The sequence below is a fragment of the Micromonospora sp. NPDC049047 genome, from assembly GCF_040649135.1.
Classification (GTDB): Bacteria; Actinomycetota; Actinomycetes; order Mycobacteriales; family Micromonosporaceae; genus Micromonospora.
Genome location: NZ_JBEZEY010000010.1, coordinates 122,469 through 137,053 on the forward strand (window position 1 = coordinate 122,469; position 14,585 = coordinate 137,053).

At 72.4% G+C, this 14,585-nt stretch carries 12 protein-coding genes and 1 pseudogene; 7 read left to right on the forward strand and 6 right to left on the reverse strand.

Going from position 1 to position 14,585, the window contains the following annotated elements; translation table 11 throughout:
- Window positions 1–23 precede the first annotated feature (23 nt).
- Window positions 24–785: pseudogene (locus AB0B86_RS18220) on the reverse strand (NADPH-dependent F420 reductase); the annotation flags it as partial.
- A 266-nt stretch (window positions 786–1,051) separates the two neighbouring features.
- On the opposite strand from AB0B86_RS18220, the gene AB0B86_RS18225 reads away from it, so the two are divergent.
- From AB0B86_RS18225 to AB0B86_RS18240, 4 genes are all read left to right on the forward strand, one after another.
- Window positions 1,052–2,683 carry a glycosyl hydrolase family 18 protein gene (locus tag AB0B86_RS18225; protein WP_357408393.1) on the forward strand — a complete coding sequence of 544 codons (1,632 nt, stop codon included), beginning with the start codon at window positions 1,052–1,054 and terminating at the stop codon, window positions 2,681–2,683.
- A gap of 182 nt (window positions 2,684–2,865) precedes the next feature.
- Window positions 2,866–3,378, forward strand: coding sequence for a nuclear transport factor 2 family protein (locus AB0B86_RS18230; RefSeq protein WP_357408395.1), 513 nt, complete (start codon window positions 2,866–2,868; stop codon window positions 3,376–3,378).
- Window positions 3,379–3,465: 87 nt separating this feature from the next.
- Window positions 3,466–4,872 (forward strand): class II 3-deoxy-7-phosphoheptulonate synthase, encoded by a 1,407-nt coding sequence (locus AB0B86_RS18235; RefSeq protein ID WP_357408397.1) that lies wholly within the window; start codon window positions 3,466–3,468, stop codon window positions 4,870–4,872.
- A 38-nt stretch (window positions 4,873–4,910) separates the two neighbouring features.
- Window positions 4,911–5,945: a GntG family PLP-dependent aldolase gene (locus tag AB0B86_RS18240; RefSeq protein WP_357408399.1), complete on the forward strand. Its 1,035-nt coding sequence runs from the start codon at window positions 4,911–4,913 to the stop codon at window positions 5,943–5,945.
- A 111-nt stretch (window positions 5,946–6,056) separates the two neighbouring features.
- On the opposite strand, the gene AB0B86_RS18245 is transcribed toward AB0B86_RS18240, so the two are convergent.
- Together AB0B86_RS18245 and pknB are read right to left on the reverse strand one after the other, a co-directional pair.
- Entirely contained in the window at window positions 6,057–6,929 is an 873-nt protein-coding gene (locus AB0B86_RS18245; RefSeq protein WP_357408401.1) for a deoxyribonuclease IV, read from the reverse strand.
- On the reverse strand, window positions 6,929–8,914 hold the full coding sequence (gene pknB / locus AB0B86_RS18250; protein WP_357408403.1) for a Stk1 family PASTA domain-containing Ser/Thr kinase: 1,986 nt from the start codon (window positions 8,912–8,914) through the stop codon (window positions 6,929–6,931). The genes AB0B86_RS18245 and pknB overlap by 1 nt, the downstream gene beginning before the upstream one ends.
- Before the next feature lie 188 nt (window positions 8,915–9,102).
- On the opposite strand from pknB, the gene AB0B86_RS18255 reads away from it, so the two are divergent.
- Window positions 9,103–9,492: an Rv2175c family DNA-binding protein gene (locus AB0B86_RS18255; protein ID WP_357418695.1), complete on the forward strand. Its 390-nt coding sequence runs from the start codon at window positions 9,103–9,105 to the stop codon at window positions 9,490–9,492.
- Window positions 9,493–9,646: 154 nt separating this feature from the next.
- On the opposite strand, the gene AB0B86_RS18260 is transcribed toward AB0B86_RS18255, so the two are convergent.
- Both AB0B86_RS18260 and AB0B86_RS18265 read right to left on the reverse strand, forming a co-directional pair.
- A complete protein-coding gene (locus AB0B86_RS18260) occupies window positions 9,647–10,729 on the reverse strand; it encodes a polyprenyl synthetase family protein (protein ID WP_357408407.1) in 1,083 nt (360 codons plus the stop codon).
- A 9-nt stretch (window positions 10,730–10,738) separates the two neighbouring features.
- Complete coding sequence (locus AB0B86_RS18265; RefSeq protein ID WP_357408409.1) at window positions 10,739–11,131, reverse strand: helix-turn-helix domain-containing protein; 393 nt, start codon at window positions 11,129–11,131, stop codon at window positions 10,739–10,741.
- A 247-nt stretch (window positions 11,132–11,378) separates the two neighbouring features.
- On the opposite strand from AB0B86_RS18265, the gene metF reads away from it, so the two are divergent.
- Together metF and AB0B86_RS18275 are read left to right on the forward strand one after the other, a co-directional pair.
- Window positions 11,379–12,296 carry a methylenetetrahydrofolate reductase [NAD(P)H] gene (gene metF, locus AB0B86_RS18270; RefSeq protein ID WP_357408411.1) on the forward strand — a complete coding sequence of 306 codons (918 nt, stop codon included), beginning with the start codon at window positions 11,379–11,381 and terminating at the stop codon, window positions 12,294–12,296.
- 44 nt (window positions 12,297–12,340) lie between these two features.
- The gene (locus tag AB0B86_RS18275) at window positions 12,341–13,030 is read left to right on the forward strand and encodes a CDP-alcohol phosphatidyltransferase family protein (protein ID WP_357408413.1); all 690 of its coding nucleotides are present in this window, start codon (window positions 12,341–12,343) and stop codon (window positions 13,028–13,030) included.
- 56 nt (window positions 13,031–13,086) lie between these two features.
- Here the strand turns inward: AB0B86_RS18275 and crtI are convergent, their stop codons facing one another.
- Window positions 13,087–14,574 (reverse strand): phytoene desaturase family protein, encoded by a 1,488-nt coding sequence (gene crtI / locus AB0B86_RS18280; RefSeq protein ID WP_357408415.1) that lies wholly within the window; start codon window positions 14,572–14,574, stop codon window positions 13,087–13,089.
- Window positions 14,575–14,585: the final 11 nt, after the last annotated feature.

A 14,585-nucleotide genomic window follows, 5' to 3' on the forward strand; every position in this document is an offset into this window, starting at 1 on the left:
CGCGGGGAGGGCGGCGGGGATGTTCAGCGGGTCGCGGCGGCCAGCGCGGCGCGCAGTTTCTCCGCGCCGCCCGGTGCCGGGTGCTCCCAGTCGGTCGGGCTGGCGGAGTAGAGCACGCCGTACGCCGGGGTGTCGGGCTGGTAGCGCCACCCCTCGGCGAGCGGGCCGACATCCACCGCGTCGTAGCCGATGCGGTCCAGGAAGGCCGTCACCTCGGCCTTCGCGGCGGCGTCGTCGCCGGCGATCGCGAGGGCGCTGCGGTCGGCGGCACCGGTCGGCCGGGAGAGCGCGGCCAGGCCCTTGAAGTAGATGTTGTTGAAGACCTTGACGACCCGGGAGTCCGGCAGGTGCCGCTGGAGCAGCTCGCTGCTTGTGGTCTCGCCCGAGTCCAGTTCCGGGAAGGCCCCGTCGCGCTGCGGGTAGTAGTTGTTGGTGTCGATGACGATCTTGCCGGCCAGCGGCTCCACGGGCACCGCGCGGTACGCCTTCAGCGGCACGGTGACCACCACCAGGTCACCGACCTGCGCCGCGTCCTGTGCCGTGCCGGCGCTGGCGTGCTCGCCCAGCTCGTCGACCAGGTCCTTCAGCGTCTCCGGGCCGCGTGAGTTGCTCAGCACCACGTCGTAGCCGGCGTCCACGGCCAGCCGGGCCAACGTGCCGCCGATGTTGCCGCTGCCGATCAGTCCCACAGTTGTCATGCTGGTCCCAACTCCGTCCACCCACGACGCATTCCGACAGTGGTGGCGGTCATGTCCGGTTGCCCGGCCTCGATCGGCTGCGCGGACGTGCCGGGCCGCCGCCCGTCCGGCCCAACGTACCGCTCACGCCCGTCGCCGACCGGCTCCTCCCGCGAAGGCGACCCTTCCCGGCGACGAGCGGTGGTCCGTCCGCGGCATGTTGATCAAGAGGTTCGGGTCAGGGGCGGCCCCCGGACGGGGTGCATTGCGCGGATCAAGAAATCGAAACATGCGCATCTTGACGAAGTGATGACACGGTGAGTACCGTCTCACCATCTCTTTGGAAAGTTTCCTAACAGTTCGGGAGACGCCTTATGAAAAGATCGCTCCGCCGGGCCCTCTGGGCCGGTGCCGTGGTCGCCGTGACCGTCGCGGCGGTGCCGGTGACCACCGCGTTCGGCGCCGGCAGTGTCACCACCACGTTCACCAGAGCACAGGACTGGGGGACCGGTCACGAGACGAAGGTGACGGTCACCAACGGGTCGAGTGCCACCGTCGCCACCTGGCGCATCGAGTTCGACCTGCCGTCGGGCACCACCATCAGCAGCTCCTGGGACGCCGACGTGACAAGCAGCGGCAACCACTACGTCGCGGTCAAGAAGAGCTGGGCCGGTGGCCTCGCCCCGGGTGCCTCGTTCAGCTGGGGTTACAACGGCACCGGCGCCTACAAGGCACCGCTCAACTGCACTGTCAACGGCGCACCCTGCGGTGGCGGCACCCCGACCAGCCCGCCGACCACGAGCGCGCCGACCACGGCCCCGCCCACCACGGCCCCGCCCACCACCGCGCCACCCACCACGCCACCTCCGACCACCACCCCGCCGACCACCGGCGGCAAGAAGGTCGTCGGCTACTTCGCCGAGTGGGGCGTCTACGGGCGCAACTACCACGTCAAGAACATCCAGACCAGCGGGTCCGCCGCCAAGCTGACCCACATCCTGTACGCCTTCGGCAACACCACGGGTGGCCGCTGCACCATCGGTGACAGCTACGCCGACTACGAGAAGGCGTACACCGCGGCGGACAGCGTGGACGGCGTCGCCGACACCTGGGACCAGCCGCTGCGCGGCAGCTTCAACCAGCTGCGCAAGCTCAAGCAGCTGAACCCGCACCTCAAGGTGATCTGGTCGTTCGGCGGCTGGACCTGGTCCGGCGGCTTCACCCAGGCCGCGCAGAACCCGGCCGCGTTCGCCGAGAGCTGCTACAACCTGGTCGAGGACCCGCGCTGGGCGGACGTCTTCGACGGCATCGACGTCGACTGGGAGTACCCGAACGCCTGCGGTCTGAGCTGCGACACCAGCGGCCCGAACGCGTTCAAGAACGTGATCGGCGCGCTGCGCTCGAAGTTCGGCTCCAACGCCCTGGTCACCGCCGCCATCACGGCGGACGGCAGCAACGGCGGCAAGATCGACGCCACCGACTACGCCGGCGCCATCGGCAACCTCAACTGGCTGATGCCGATGACCTACGACTACTTCGGCGCGTTCAACGCCCAGGGCCCGACGGCGCCGCACTCCCCGCTCACCTCGTACACCGGCATCCCGCAGCAGGGCTTCAACTCCGACGCGGCGATCCAGAAGCTCAAGAGCAAGGGCGTCCCGGCAAGCAAGCTGCTGCTCGGCATCGGCTTCTACGGCCGGGGCTGGACCGGTGTCACCCAGGCCGCACCGGGCGGCAGCGCCACCGGCGCGGCACCGGGCACCTACGAGGCGGGCATCGAGGACTACAAGGTCCTCAAGAACACCTGCCCCGCCACCGGCACTGTCGCCGGCACCGCGTACGCCAAGTGCGGCAGCAACTGGTGGAGCTACGACACCCCGTCGACGATCAACGGCAAGATGACGTACGCGAAGAACCAGGGCCTCGGTGGCGCGTTCTTCTGGGAGCTCTCCGGTGACACCAGCAACGGCGAGCTCATCGGCGCCATCAAGGGCGGTCTCGGCTGAGTCGGAGGCCGGCGCACCACCTACCCGGCGGGGAGGGGCCCGCACCGCCCCTCCCCGTCCGTGATCCGACGGCCCGGTCGACGCCAAGCGTCGACCGGGCCGCCGTCGTTGGGGTCCGGTCGGCTCGATGTGGCAGACTCGCGGCTCGGCAGGTCCCGATCTCACAGTCGACGGAGGTGGTCATGCGTCCGACCCACCGCAGGCTGGCGGCGACCGCCGCCGGGCTGGTGCTGCTGCCGGTCGCCCTGGTCGGCTGCGGGATCGGCGACGACGCCAAGGACGAGCCGCCGGCCAAACCCGAGCGGGCCCCCGCCGAGGAGGCCGCCGCCCGCTCCCGGGAGCGCGTGCAGGCGTACCTCGACGCGATGACCGCGAAGGACGTCGCCGCCGGCCGGAGTCAGCTCTGCGCCCTCCTGCACGACGGCTTCGACCTGGCCGCCACCGGCCCCAACGGCGACTTCGCCGATCACTTCCAGGTGCCCGAGGCGGCCATCACCGACATCCGGTCCGGTCCGCTCGGCCAGGAGGTGAGCGTCTCGGTCTCGGTCACCGCCGGCAAACGCACAGTCGCCCGGCCGTTGGTGTTCACGGTGACCCGACAGGGCGGCGACTGGTGCATCGCCGGGGAGTCGCCGGGCGGTGACCCGCCCGCCAACCCGACGCCGAACGGAGTCACCCCCGCCCCCGCGTCCTGACCGGCGTCCGGCGCGTTGATCTCCCATCTGCCGGAACCGTCCCCCTCGCCGCCCGGGCACTCCGAGCGTCGCCGTACGCTTTCTGTCATGCGCCATGAGTGGCATCAGCTGAGCCATCCCGCGGTGGGCAGCCCGGGCCTGCAGACCAGTCGACCGACTGTCGACTCCGCCGAGGACGCCGCGCTCGGTCTGGACCGATGGCGGGAGTTGCCCCGCGAACAGATCCCGCCGTGGTCCGACCCGGCGGCCGTCGCGGCGGTCTGCAAGGTCCTCGACACCGTGCCGTCGGTCGTCGCGCCCTACGAGGTGGACCAGCTCCGGCAGAAGCTCGCCCTGGTCTGCGAGGGCAAGGCGTTCCTGCTGCAGGGCGGTGACTGCGCGGAGACGTTCGTCGACAACACCGAGAGCCACCTGCTGGCCAACGCCCGCACCCTGCTCCAGATGGCGATCGTGCTCACCTACGGCGCGTCGCTGCCGGTGGTCAAGGTCGCCCGGGTCGCCGGGCAGTACACCAAGCCCCGCTCCCTGCCCACCGACGCACGCGGCCTGCCCGCCTACCGCGGCGACATGATCAATTCGCTGGAGGCCGACCCGGCCGCCCGGGTCGCCGACCCGCAGCGCATGATCCGGGCGTACGCCAACTCGGCGGCGGCGATGAACATGCTCCGGGCGTACCTCGCCGGTGGGCTCGCCGACCTGCACGCCGTGCACGACTGGAACAAGGGCTTCGTGAAGACCTCCCCGGCGGGGGAGCGCTACGAGGCGATCGCCCGGGAGATCGACAGGGCGCTTGCCTTCATCCGGGCCTGCGGGATGACCGACGACGAGGCGCTGCGGACCGTCACGCTCTACTGCTCCCACGAGGCACTCGCCCTGGAGTACGACCGGGCGCTCACCCGGGTTTCCGACCGCCGGGCGTACGGGCTCTCCGGGCACTTCCTCTGGATCGGCGAGCGCACCCGGCAGATCACCGGCGCGCACATCGACTTCATCTCCCGGATCGCCAACCCGATCGGCGTCAAGCTCGGCCCGACCACCTCCCCGGACGAGGCGATCGAGCTGTGCGAGAAGCTCAACCCGGACAACATCCCCGGCCGGCTCACCCTGATCAGCCGGATGGGCAACCACCGGGTCCGCGACGCCCTGCCGCCGATCGTCGCCAAGGTCACCGCCGCCGGTGCGAAGGTGGTCTGGCAGTGCGACCCGATGCACGGCAACACGCACGAGTCGTCGAACGGCTACAAGACCCGGCACTTCGACCGCATCGTCGACGAGGTGCTCGGCTACTTCGAGGTGCACCGGGGGCTGGACACCCACCCCGGTGGCCTGCACGTCGAGTTGACCGGCGAGGACGTCACCGAGTGCCTCGGCGGTGCCCAGGGCATCGAGGACCTCGACCTGCCCGACCGGTACGAGACCGCCTGCGACCCCCGACTGAACACCCAGCAGTCGTTGGAGTTGGCGTTCCTCGTGGCGGAGATGCTTCGTGGCTGAGGTTGCGAGACCCGCGACCGGCAGTCGAAAGGATGACAATGGCTGAGCTGTTCGTGGACCTGCGGTCCGACACGGTGACCCGACCCACCGCCGGAATGCGGGAGGCGATGGCCACCGCCGAGGTCGGTGACGACGTCTACGGCGAGGACCCGACAGTCAACGCGCTGGAAGCCGAGGTCGCCGCGCTGTTCGGGCACGAGGCGGCGCTGTTCGCCCCGAGCGGGTCGATGGCCAACCAGATCGCCCTGCAACTGCTGGTGTCGCCCGGCGACGAGCTGCTCTGCGACGCCGACGCGCACGTGGTCACCTACGAGATCGGCGCCGCTGCCGCGTACGGCGGCATCTCCTCGCGGACCTGGCCCGCGGTCGGCGCGGACATCGACCCGGAGCGGGTGGCCGCGATGGTCCGACCGGACGGCTACTTCGCCGTCCCCACCCGGGCGATCGCCGTCGAACAGACCCACAACCGCGGTGGTGGCGGGGTGATCCCGCTGGCCACTCTGCGGGACCTGCGCGAAGTCGCCGACGACGCGGGCGTCGCGTTGCACTGCGACGGCGCCCGGATCTGGCACGCGCACGTCGCCGACGGGGTGCCCCTGATCGAGTACGGCCGGCTCTTCGACACGCTGTCGGTGTGTCTCTCCAAGGGCCTCGGCGCTCCGGTCGGCTCGCTCGTGGTGGGCAGCGCGGAGAAGATCGCGCAGGCCCGGATGATCCGTAAGCGGATGGGCGGCGGCATGCGGCAGGCCGGCATCCTCGCCGCCGCCGGCCGGTACGCTCTCGCGCACCACATCGATCGGCTGGCCGACGACCACGCGCGGGCGGCCCGGCTGGCCGAGGCGGTGGCGCCGTTCGGCGTGCTGGCCACCACGGTCCGCACCAACCTGGTCGCCCTGGACCTGACGAAGCACGCCCTGGACGCGCGTGCCCTGGCCGCCGCCGCGCGGGCCGAGGGTGTCCTCGTCTCGGTGCTCGGCCCCCGCACCGCCCGCCTGGTCACCCATCTCGGCCTCGACGACGCGGACATCGACCGCGCGGTAGCGGCCCTGCCCCGCATCCTCGCCGCGTCCTGACCTCCGGCCGGCGACCGACCACCACCCGGTGATCAGGAGGTTCGGGTCAGTTTCCGGCCTCCGGACGACGCAGCCCTCCTGATCACCGAGGTGGGGTCAGGAGGGTGGCGGTCAGGCGGGTGGGGTGAGGCGGGTCAGGGTGGCGATGTCGGCGGCGTGGCCCAGCTGCTTCTCGCTCGGGGTCTCCACCACGATCGGGACGCCCGCGGTGGCGGGGTGGGCCATCAGCTCGGCGAAGGCGGGCTCACCGATGGTGCCCTTGCCGATGTTCTCGTGCCGATCCCGGGTGGAGCCGCACAGATCCTTCGAGTCGTTGGCGTGGATCAGCCGCAGCCGGTCCGCGCCGACAGTGGCCACCAGGGTGTCAAGCGTCGCCGTCATGCCGCCCTCGGCCGCCAGGTCGTGGCCGGCGGCCCAGGCGTGGCAGGTGTCGAAGCAGACCCCGAGCATGGGGTGCCGGTCCACCGCGTCCAGGTACGGCCCGAGCTGCTCCACCCGGGACGCCAGTGACCGGCCGCCACCGGCGCTCGGCTCGACAAGCAGCATCGGCCCGCCGGCATCGGCGGCCCAGTCGAGCAGCGGCAGCAACTCCCGGCGGACCTGTCGCATCGCCGTCTCGGCGTACCCTTCGTCCACCGCACTGCCGGCGTGGAACACCACCGCCCGCGCGCCGGTCGCGACGCCCCGACGGAGGGCGTGGGCCAGGGTCTGCGCCGACTTCTCGACGGTCGCCGGGGTGGGCGAGCCGAGGTTGACCAGCAGCGAGGCGTGGATGAACGCCGGGATGCCCCGCTCGGCGCACCCGTCGCGGAACAGGGCGTCCTGCCCGGGGTCACCGTTGGGCAGCGCCCAGCCCCGGGAGTTGGAGACGTAGACCTGGATCACCTGGGCGCCTGTCGCGTCGGCGTACGGCAGGGCGGCCTTGGCCAGCCCACCCGAGGTCGGTGTGTGCGCGCCCACCGGACGCGAGGTGGCCGCCGACATCAGAAGCACGTGAGGGTGACCGGGGTGCCCGGCGGCACCTGCGAATTCTCGCCCGGGATCTGGATCCGGACTACGGCGTTCGGGTTGACCGCGACCGTCACCGGGAAGCCCTGACTCTCCAACGCCTGCTTGGCCTGCTGGCACGGCAGGTCGATCACCCGGGGTACGACGACCGCGGCCGGGCCCTTGCTGACGTCCACCTTGACCTGGGTGCCCTTCTCCACGCCGGCGCCGTCGGCCGGGCTCTGGCCAAGGATCTCATCCCTGGGTTTGTCGGAGTCCTTGTAGGTCTCCGCAAGCACCAGGTTGAGCTGGGCCAGCGCGGCCCGCGCCTCGTTGAGGTTCTTACCGACCAGGTTCGGCACCGTCACCGGTGCCCGGCCCCGGCTCAGAATGAGGGTGATCTTCGCGCCGGGTTTGACCTCGGTGCCCACCTTGGGGGAGGTGTCCAGCACGACTCCGGCCGGCAGGTTGTCGTCGTAGCGGGCGGCGCCCTTCGCGACCACCAGCTTCACGTTCGCCAGGTCCGCCTCGGCGAGCTCGAACTCCTTGCCGATCACGTCCGGGACGGGGAAGCGTTCCGGGCCGAGGGAGAGGGTCAGGGTGATCGTGCCACCCTTGACGATCTTGGTGGTGGACGCCGGGCTCTGCCCCAACACGCTGTCCTTCGGGGCCTGCTCGTCGAAGCGTGGCTCGCCGTACTTCAGGGTGAGCCCGGCGCGGTCGGCCCGCGCCTGCGCCTCGGCCTTGCTCAGGCTCACCAGCTGCGGGGCGTCCGTGTAACGGCCGACGCCGAACCACCAACCCCCGATCGCGGCCACCAGGCCCAGCGTCACCACCACCGCCGCGACGGCCAGCCGGCCGCGCGGGCTCGCCAGCAGCGTGCCGCGCAGCGCCGCGAGCCGGGACAGCAGCCCCGCCGCCGCGGGTTCCGGAACGGCCCGTCGCCGACCCGGCCCCTGGCTGGCGCCCTCGGGCAGCCGCGCCCAGGCCGGACGGTCGGCCGGGCGGACGGTCGCGACCATCATGGTCGGCTGGGCGAGTGGCTCGCCGCTCACCGGGCGGAGCACCGCGGTGTGGCTGTTGGCGTCACCCAGCCGATCCCGGGCGATCTGCACCTCGGCCAGCAGTGCGCCGGCGTCGGCGGGCCGCGCGTTGGGATCACGCCGAGTGGCGCGTTGCACCAGGTCGTCGAGGACCGACGGTAGGCCGGGCACCAGCGTCGAGGGTGCCGGCACGTCCCGGTCGACGTGCTGCCAGGCGACGTCCACCGGGCGGTCCCCGTCGTAGGGCACCCGGCCGACAAGCATCTCGAACAGCACGATGCCGGCCGAGTAGACGTCGGTGCGGGGATCGGCACGGCCCTCGGTGACCAACTCCGGGGCGACGTACGCCACGGTGGCCATCAGCTGGTTGCCCTGTTCCTCGTCGGCGCTCGCCTCGACCGCCCGGGCCAACCCGAAGTCGGCCACCTTGACGACGCTGTCGACCAGATTGGCGACCCCGCCGGTGGGGGCCTCGGCGACCAGCACGTTCTCCGGCTTGACGTCGCGGTGCACCAGCCCGGACCGGTGCGCGGCGGCGATCGCGGCGAGCATCTGCTCGGTGATGGCCAGCGCCTCGTCCGGGTTGAGCCGGCGTCGCTCGGCCAGCACGTCGCGCAGCGTACGGCCGCGCACGTACTCCATCACCAGGTACGGCAGACCGGCGTGCGTGCCCTGGTCGTAGACCGCCACCACGTTCGGGTGGGTCAGCCGGGCGATGGTTTTCGCCTCGTCGGTGAACCGGGCCACGAAGTTGGCGATCCGGGCCCTGGCCTCGGGGGCCTGGGTCGGATGAATGATCTTGACAGCGACGGTGCGCTCGAGGCGTTCGTCGGTGGCGGTGTACACGGTCGCCATGCCACCACGGGCCACGCGACCGCGAATGCGGTAGCGCCCGTCGATAAGCGAGCCAAGCAACGTGTCGGCGACCTGAGTGTCCATCGGCAGGGAGTCTATGTGTCCAGGGGGTGAAGGTTGAACCGGATGCTACAGCCGGACGCCGAACGGGTCCGCCCCGCTGCGCTCGCCGCTGCCTGATCCGCAGGTCGCGGCGCTCAGGAGAGTGGGCTCCGCCCGGTCGTACGGGGTGCCGGTGGCCCGTCGCCACTGTGGCGTGGCAGGGTGGTCGGGTGACCGAACCCGTACCCGACCAGGCCGCGCCCAGCCTGGAGCTCGCCGGACCCGCCGACCCGGCCGATTGGCTGACCCTGCCCGACGTCGCCGAGCGCCTCGACGTGTCGATCAGCAAGGTGCACCAGATGATCCGCGACCGGGAGTTGCTGGCGGTCCGCCGCGACGGCGTGCGCCGGATCCCGGCGGACCTGGTCGCCAACCAGACAGTGCTCAAGCACCTGCCCGGCGTGCTCAACCTGCTCGCCGACAACGGCTACGACGACGAGGCCGCCCTGCGCTGGCTGTACGAGCCGGACGGCACCCTCCCCGGTGGCACTCCGGCCTCCGCCCTCTCCGGCGACCAGGCCCGCGAGGTAAAACGACGAGCCCAAGCCCAAGCCTTCTAACCCCAACCCCCCTGCCCCCGCCCCCCACCCTCTGTTCGTCGATCATGAAGTTGTTGTCACGACACGCCGATGCGAGTGGCAATAACTTCATGATCGACGCGGGGAAAGGGGGGTGGGAGGGGGTGGGGGTGGGGGTGGGGGAGGGGAGCGGGGGTTAGTCGGAGCGGCGGGTTGCGGCTATGGCCAGGTCCACCAGGGCTTGGCGGGCCTCGGTGTCGAGATCGACAGCGGTCAGCGCCGCGAGCGCGGCGTCGGTGAGCGTCACGATCCGCTGCTCGGTGCGGGCCAACGCCCCGCTCGCCGTGATCAGCTCGCGGAGCCGAGCCACGCCCCGCTCGTCCAGTTCCGGATTGCCGAGTTGGCTGAGCAGCAGCTCGCGGCCGGCTTCGTCGGTGGTCTCCACGGCCGCCGCCACCAGGTAGGTGCGCTTGCCCTCGCGCAGGTCGTCCCCGGCCGGCTTGCCGGTCAGCCCCGGGTCACCGAAGACACCGAGCACGTCGTCGCGAAGTTGGAACGCCTCACCCAGCGGCAGCCCGTACGCCGAGTAGGCCGCCCGTACGTCGGCCGTCGCGTCGGCCAGCGCGGCACCGAGCAGCAGTGGACGCTCGACCGTGTACTTCGCCGACTTGTACCGGGCGACCTTGCTGGCCCGTTCCACCGAGGTGTCGCCGGTGGCCTGCGTCAGCACGTCGAGGTACTGTCCGACGGTGACCTCGGTGCGCATCTCGTCGAAGACCGGCCGGGCCCGCGCCAACGACCACAGGTCCAGCCCCGCGGAGTGCAGCAACTCGTCGGACCAGACCAGGCACAGGTCGCCGAGCAGGATGGCGGCGGCGTCGCCGAAGCCGTCCGGGTCACCACCCCAGCCGGCCTCCCGGTGCCGTGCGGCGAACCGCCGGTGCACCGCGGGCTCGCCGCGTCGGGTGTCGGAGCGGTCCATCAGGTCGTCGTGGATCAGGGCGCTGGCCTGGACGAACTCCAGCGCGGCCAGGGCGGTGAGCACCTGGTCGCCGTCGAGCCCACCCGCGCCCCGGAAGCCCCAGTACGCGAATGCCGGTCGCAGCCGCTTGCCGCCCCCGAGCACGAAAGCCTCGATCGCCTCGGCCACCGGAGCCAGGGCGTCATCGACGGCGGCGAGCCGCACCCGTTGGCCGGTCAGGAACTCGCTGAGGGCTTTGTCGACCCGCTGCCGTAGGCCGGCACGGTCGACGGGAGATACGGGAGCAGCGTGGGTCACGCACCGACGCTAGCGGGTCGCCGTGGTCCGTGCCGTACCGCCACGCATAGTCCCGTCGGTGCGACCAGGGCCGCTGCGCCCCGCCGGTCGCGTACCGGGCGTCGCCGGGCGGCCCGACCCGGGGGCGGTACGCGTCGCGCCGGTCCGGCGGGCGCCCGCGGCGGCCTCGGTGAGCGTCACCAGCGGCACGTCCAGGACCACGGCGAGCCAGCCGAGCCAGAACGCGCCGGGAACCCGACGCTGTCGTTCCCACCGGGACACCTCGTGTCGGCTCAATGTCGGCACCCCGGCCGCGGCGCACAACTCGGCGGCGGCGCGCTGCTGGCTCCAGCCACGGGCCAGCCGGCACCGGGCCAGCAGCGGGCCGAGCTGCGCCGGGCGCGGCGATCGGGGCGGGGTCATCGGTCCTCCTGGCGGGCGTCGGCGCGGTGACGACCCACCCGCCCCGATCGGACGGGACCGGCGTCACCGCGGGTAGCTGACCCCCACGCGGGACCTGGGCGCCGCCCCCGCCGCCCCTCCCACGCCACCCAGTTCTACCTCCGGGGTACGACGCCGTCCGCCCGCCGGACCCGACGGACGGTGCGGGAGGGGACCGCGAGGTGGAAAGCGTCTGGGCCGCTGTGGTGTCGCCCGCTAGAGTCGGGTCGTGGCGCTCGGTCTTCCCTCGGTACTCCCCAATCCCCAGCCGGCGATCGGGGAGCTCATCCGTGAGCGCCAGCCGACCTTCTCGTTCGAGTTCTTCCCGCCCAAGACCGAGGCGGGGGAGACGCTGCTCTGGCAGGCCATCCGCGAGTTGGAGTCGTTGCGCCCGTCGTTCGTGTCGATCACGTACGGTGCGGGCGGTTCGACCCGGGACACCACAGTGGCGGTGACCGAGCGGATCGCCACCGACACCACCCTGCTGCCGATGGCCCACCTGACCGCCGTCAACCACTCCGTGGCCGAGCTGCGGCACGTGATCGGCCGGCTCGCCGGGGTGGGGGTGCGTAACCTGCTCGCGGTGCGCGGTGACCCGCCGGGCAATCCGGGCGGCGAGTGGGTCCGGCACCCCGAGGGCGTCGACTACGCCGAGGACCTGGTCCGCCTGGTCCGTGACGCCGGTGACTTCAGCGTGGGCGTGGCGGCCTTCCCGTACAAGCACCCCCGCTCACCCGATGTGGCGAGCGACACCGCGCACTTCGTCCGCAAGTGCCGGGCCGGGGCCGAGTTCGCGATCACGCAGATGTTCTTCGACGCCGACGACTACCTGCGGTTGCGGGACCGGGTGGCCGCCGCCGGCTGCGACACCCCGATCCTGGCCGGGGTGATGCCGGTGACCCAGATCGGCACTATCGAGCGGTCCGTGCAGCTGTCCGGTGCGCCCTTCCCGCCGGCGCTGGCGGCCCGCTTCGAACGCGTCGCCGACGACCCGGAGGCCGTCCGCCAGCTCGGTGTCGAGCAGGCCAGCGAGATGAGCCGCCGACTGCTGGACGAGGGTGTGCCGGGCATCCACTTCATCACCCTCAACCGGTCCACAGCGACCCGCGAGGTCTGGCAGAACCTGAAGGTCGGCGCGCGGGTGTGAATGCTGGTCCTGCGACACCTGATGCCCGGCACGACGGTTGATCCGTGGTGGGCACACAGCTGAACTGGGACCAGTACGCCACGGCATGGGCGCGGTTGCACGGCGGGTTCGACCCGCGGGCCGCAGCCCCGGTGGTCCGCGCCTGGCTGCGGTTCGCGTACCACGTGGGGTACGTGCTGGGGCGGCTGCGGGTCAGCCCCACCGCGGTCACCGTGGCCGGGGTGCTGCTCTGTTTCTGCGTACCGCTGCTCGTCACCCGGCCCGGCGACGGGCCGTTCCTCGGCGCGTTGTTCGTGCTGCTCGCCGCTGTCGCGGACAGCGTCGACGGGGCGGTGGCGGTCGCCACCGGCCGCACCACCCGGCTCGGCTACGTCTACGACTCGGTCGCCGACCGGCTCGGTGAGGTGGCCTGGCTGCTGGCGTTCTGGCTGGTCGGCGCGCCGGGCGCGCTTGTCGTCGCGGGCGGCGCGCTGTCCTGGCTGCACGAGTACGTCCGGGCCCGGGCGGTCGCCGCCGGCATGCGCGACATCGGCGCGGTCACCGTCGGGGAGCGCCCCACCCGGGTCTCGGTGGCGCTGGCGGGCCTGGTGGTCGCCGGCTTGGCCGGGCTGATCGAGACGGACCTGGCCGCCGGCACCATCACCATGGCCACCGCGGTGTGGGTGCTGCTGGCCGGCTTCGGCCTCGGGCAACTGCTCTCCAGCATCCGGCGGGCCCTGCTCGACGCCGGCTGAGCGGCCGGGCCAGCGGCCGCCGCGCAGAAACCGTCGCCGGCTGAGCGGCCGGCGCGCTACCAGGCCGGGCCGATCTCGTCGGCGACGATCTGCGCGGACAGGGTCACCATCGGCAGGCCGCCGCCCGGATGGGTGGAGCCGCCCACCAGCCACAACCCGTGCGCCGGGCCCCGGTTGGCGGGGCGGAGCAACCCACCGGCGGTGCCGTAGATCGAACCACCGGGTGCGCCGGTCGCCGCGCCCAGGTCGGCGGGGGTGCGCACCTCGCGGAACAGCAGCCGGTCGCGTACGTCCACGCCGCGCCGCGCCAGCACCTCCAGGATCCGGTCGGCGTACGCGTCGGCGAGCCCCGGACGTCGCCAGTCGACAGCACCCGCCGCACTGCCGTGGCGGGGTGCGTTCACCAGCACGAACCACGCCTCGTGTCCGGCCGGACGGACCATCGGGTCGTCGGCCACTGTGACGAACACCGTCGGGTCGACCGCCGGCCGGGCCCGTACGCCGCGGCCGGGGTTTCCGAAGACCGCGTCGAACTCCGCGTCGTAGTCGTCCGGGAAGAAGACGTTGTGGTGGGCCAGCCCGGTGCTGCCGGAGACACCGAGCAGCAGCACGAAACCGGCGAGGCTGCGGTCGGTGAGCCCGGCCAGCCGACCCGGGTGCGGCAGCAGGTCACGGTAGACGGTCAGCGCGTCCACGTTGGCCACCACCACGTCGGCGGGCACCGGCGCGGTGACACCGGCGAGGCGTACCCCGTGCACCCGGCCACCGGTGGCGTCGATCCGGGTGACAGTGGCGTCGGTCTGCACCACCACGCCGAGGTCCAGGCAGCGGGTCAGCAGCGCGTCGGCGAGGGTGCCCAGCCCGCCGCGCAGATACCAGCCACCGAAGGCCAGCTCGGCGTAGGGGACGGCGACAAGCGCCGCCGGCGCCCGGCGCGGGTCGGCGCCGGTGTAGGTGGCGTACCGGTCCAGCAGCATCCGCAGCCGCGGGTCGGACAGGTGCCCGCGGCCCAGGCCGCGCAGGGTGCGACCCGGGGCGATGGCGGCCAGGTCGCCGAGCCGCCAGGCCAGCGACGCGAGGTCGCGGGGTGAGTCGACGGTACGGCGCAGAATGTCGCGCTCGGAGGCCCGCCACACCCGTTCGGCGCGACGCCACAGCCGCTGCCAGTCGGCCGCCGCCCGGTCACCGAGGGCGGCCCCGATCCGGGAGGTGAACTCCACCGGGTCGGCGCACGAGTCAAGGGTCGGGCCGCCGCCGGGGAAGACGTGCCGGACGATCGGGTCCAGCGCGACCAGGTCCAGGTATTCGTCGAGCTTCGCCCCGGTCGCCTCGAACAGGTCGTGGAAGACCTGGGGCAGGGTGAGCAGGCTCGGCCCGGTGTCGAAGTGGAACGGGCCGGCCGGGGTGTCGTGCGCGTACCGACCGAGCTTGCCACCGACAGTGTCGGCGGCCTCGAAGACGGTCACCTGGTGCCCGGTGGCGGCCAGCCGGGCGGCGGTGGCGAGGCCACCCACCCCGGCGCCGACGACCACGATCCGCGCCATGCCGCGCCCTC

Coding starts and splice junctions, on each gene's coding strand:
- AB0B86_RS18225 (WP_357408393.1), top strand. CDS start 1,052: ATGAAAAGATCGCTCCGCCGGGCCCTCTGGGCCGGTGCCGTGGTCGCC.
- AB0B86_RS18230 (WP_357408395.1), top strand. CDS start 2,866: ATGCGTCCGACCCACCGCAGGCTGGCGGCGACCGCCGCCGGGCTGGTG.
- AB0B86_RS18235 (WP_357408397.1), top strand. CDS start 3,466: ATGCGCCATGAGTGGCATCAGCTGAGCCATCCCGCGGTGGGCAGCCCG.
- AB0B86_RS18240 (WP_357408399.1), top strand. CDS start 4,911: ATGGCTGAGCTGTTCGTGGACCTGCGGTCCGACACGGTGACCCGACCC.
- AB0B86_RS18245 (WP_357408401.1), bottom strand. CDS start 6,929: ATGTCGGCGGCCACCTCGCGTCCGGTGGGCGCGCACACACCGACCTCG.
- pknB (WP_357408403.1), bottom strand. CDS start 8,914: ATGGACACTCAGGTCGCCGACACGTTGCTTGGCTCGCTTATCGACGGG.
- AB0B86_RS18265 (WP_357408409.1), bottom strand. CDS start 11,131: ATGACCCCGCCCCGATCGCCGCGCCCGGCGCAGCTCGGCCCGCTGCTG.
- crtI (WP_357408415.1), bottom strand. CDS start 14,574: ATGGCGCGGATCGTGGTCGTCGGCGCCGGGGTGGGTGGCCTCGCCACC.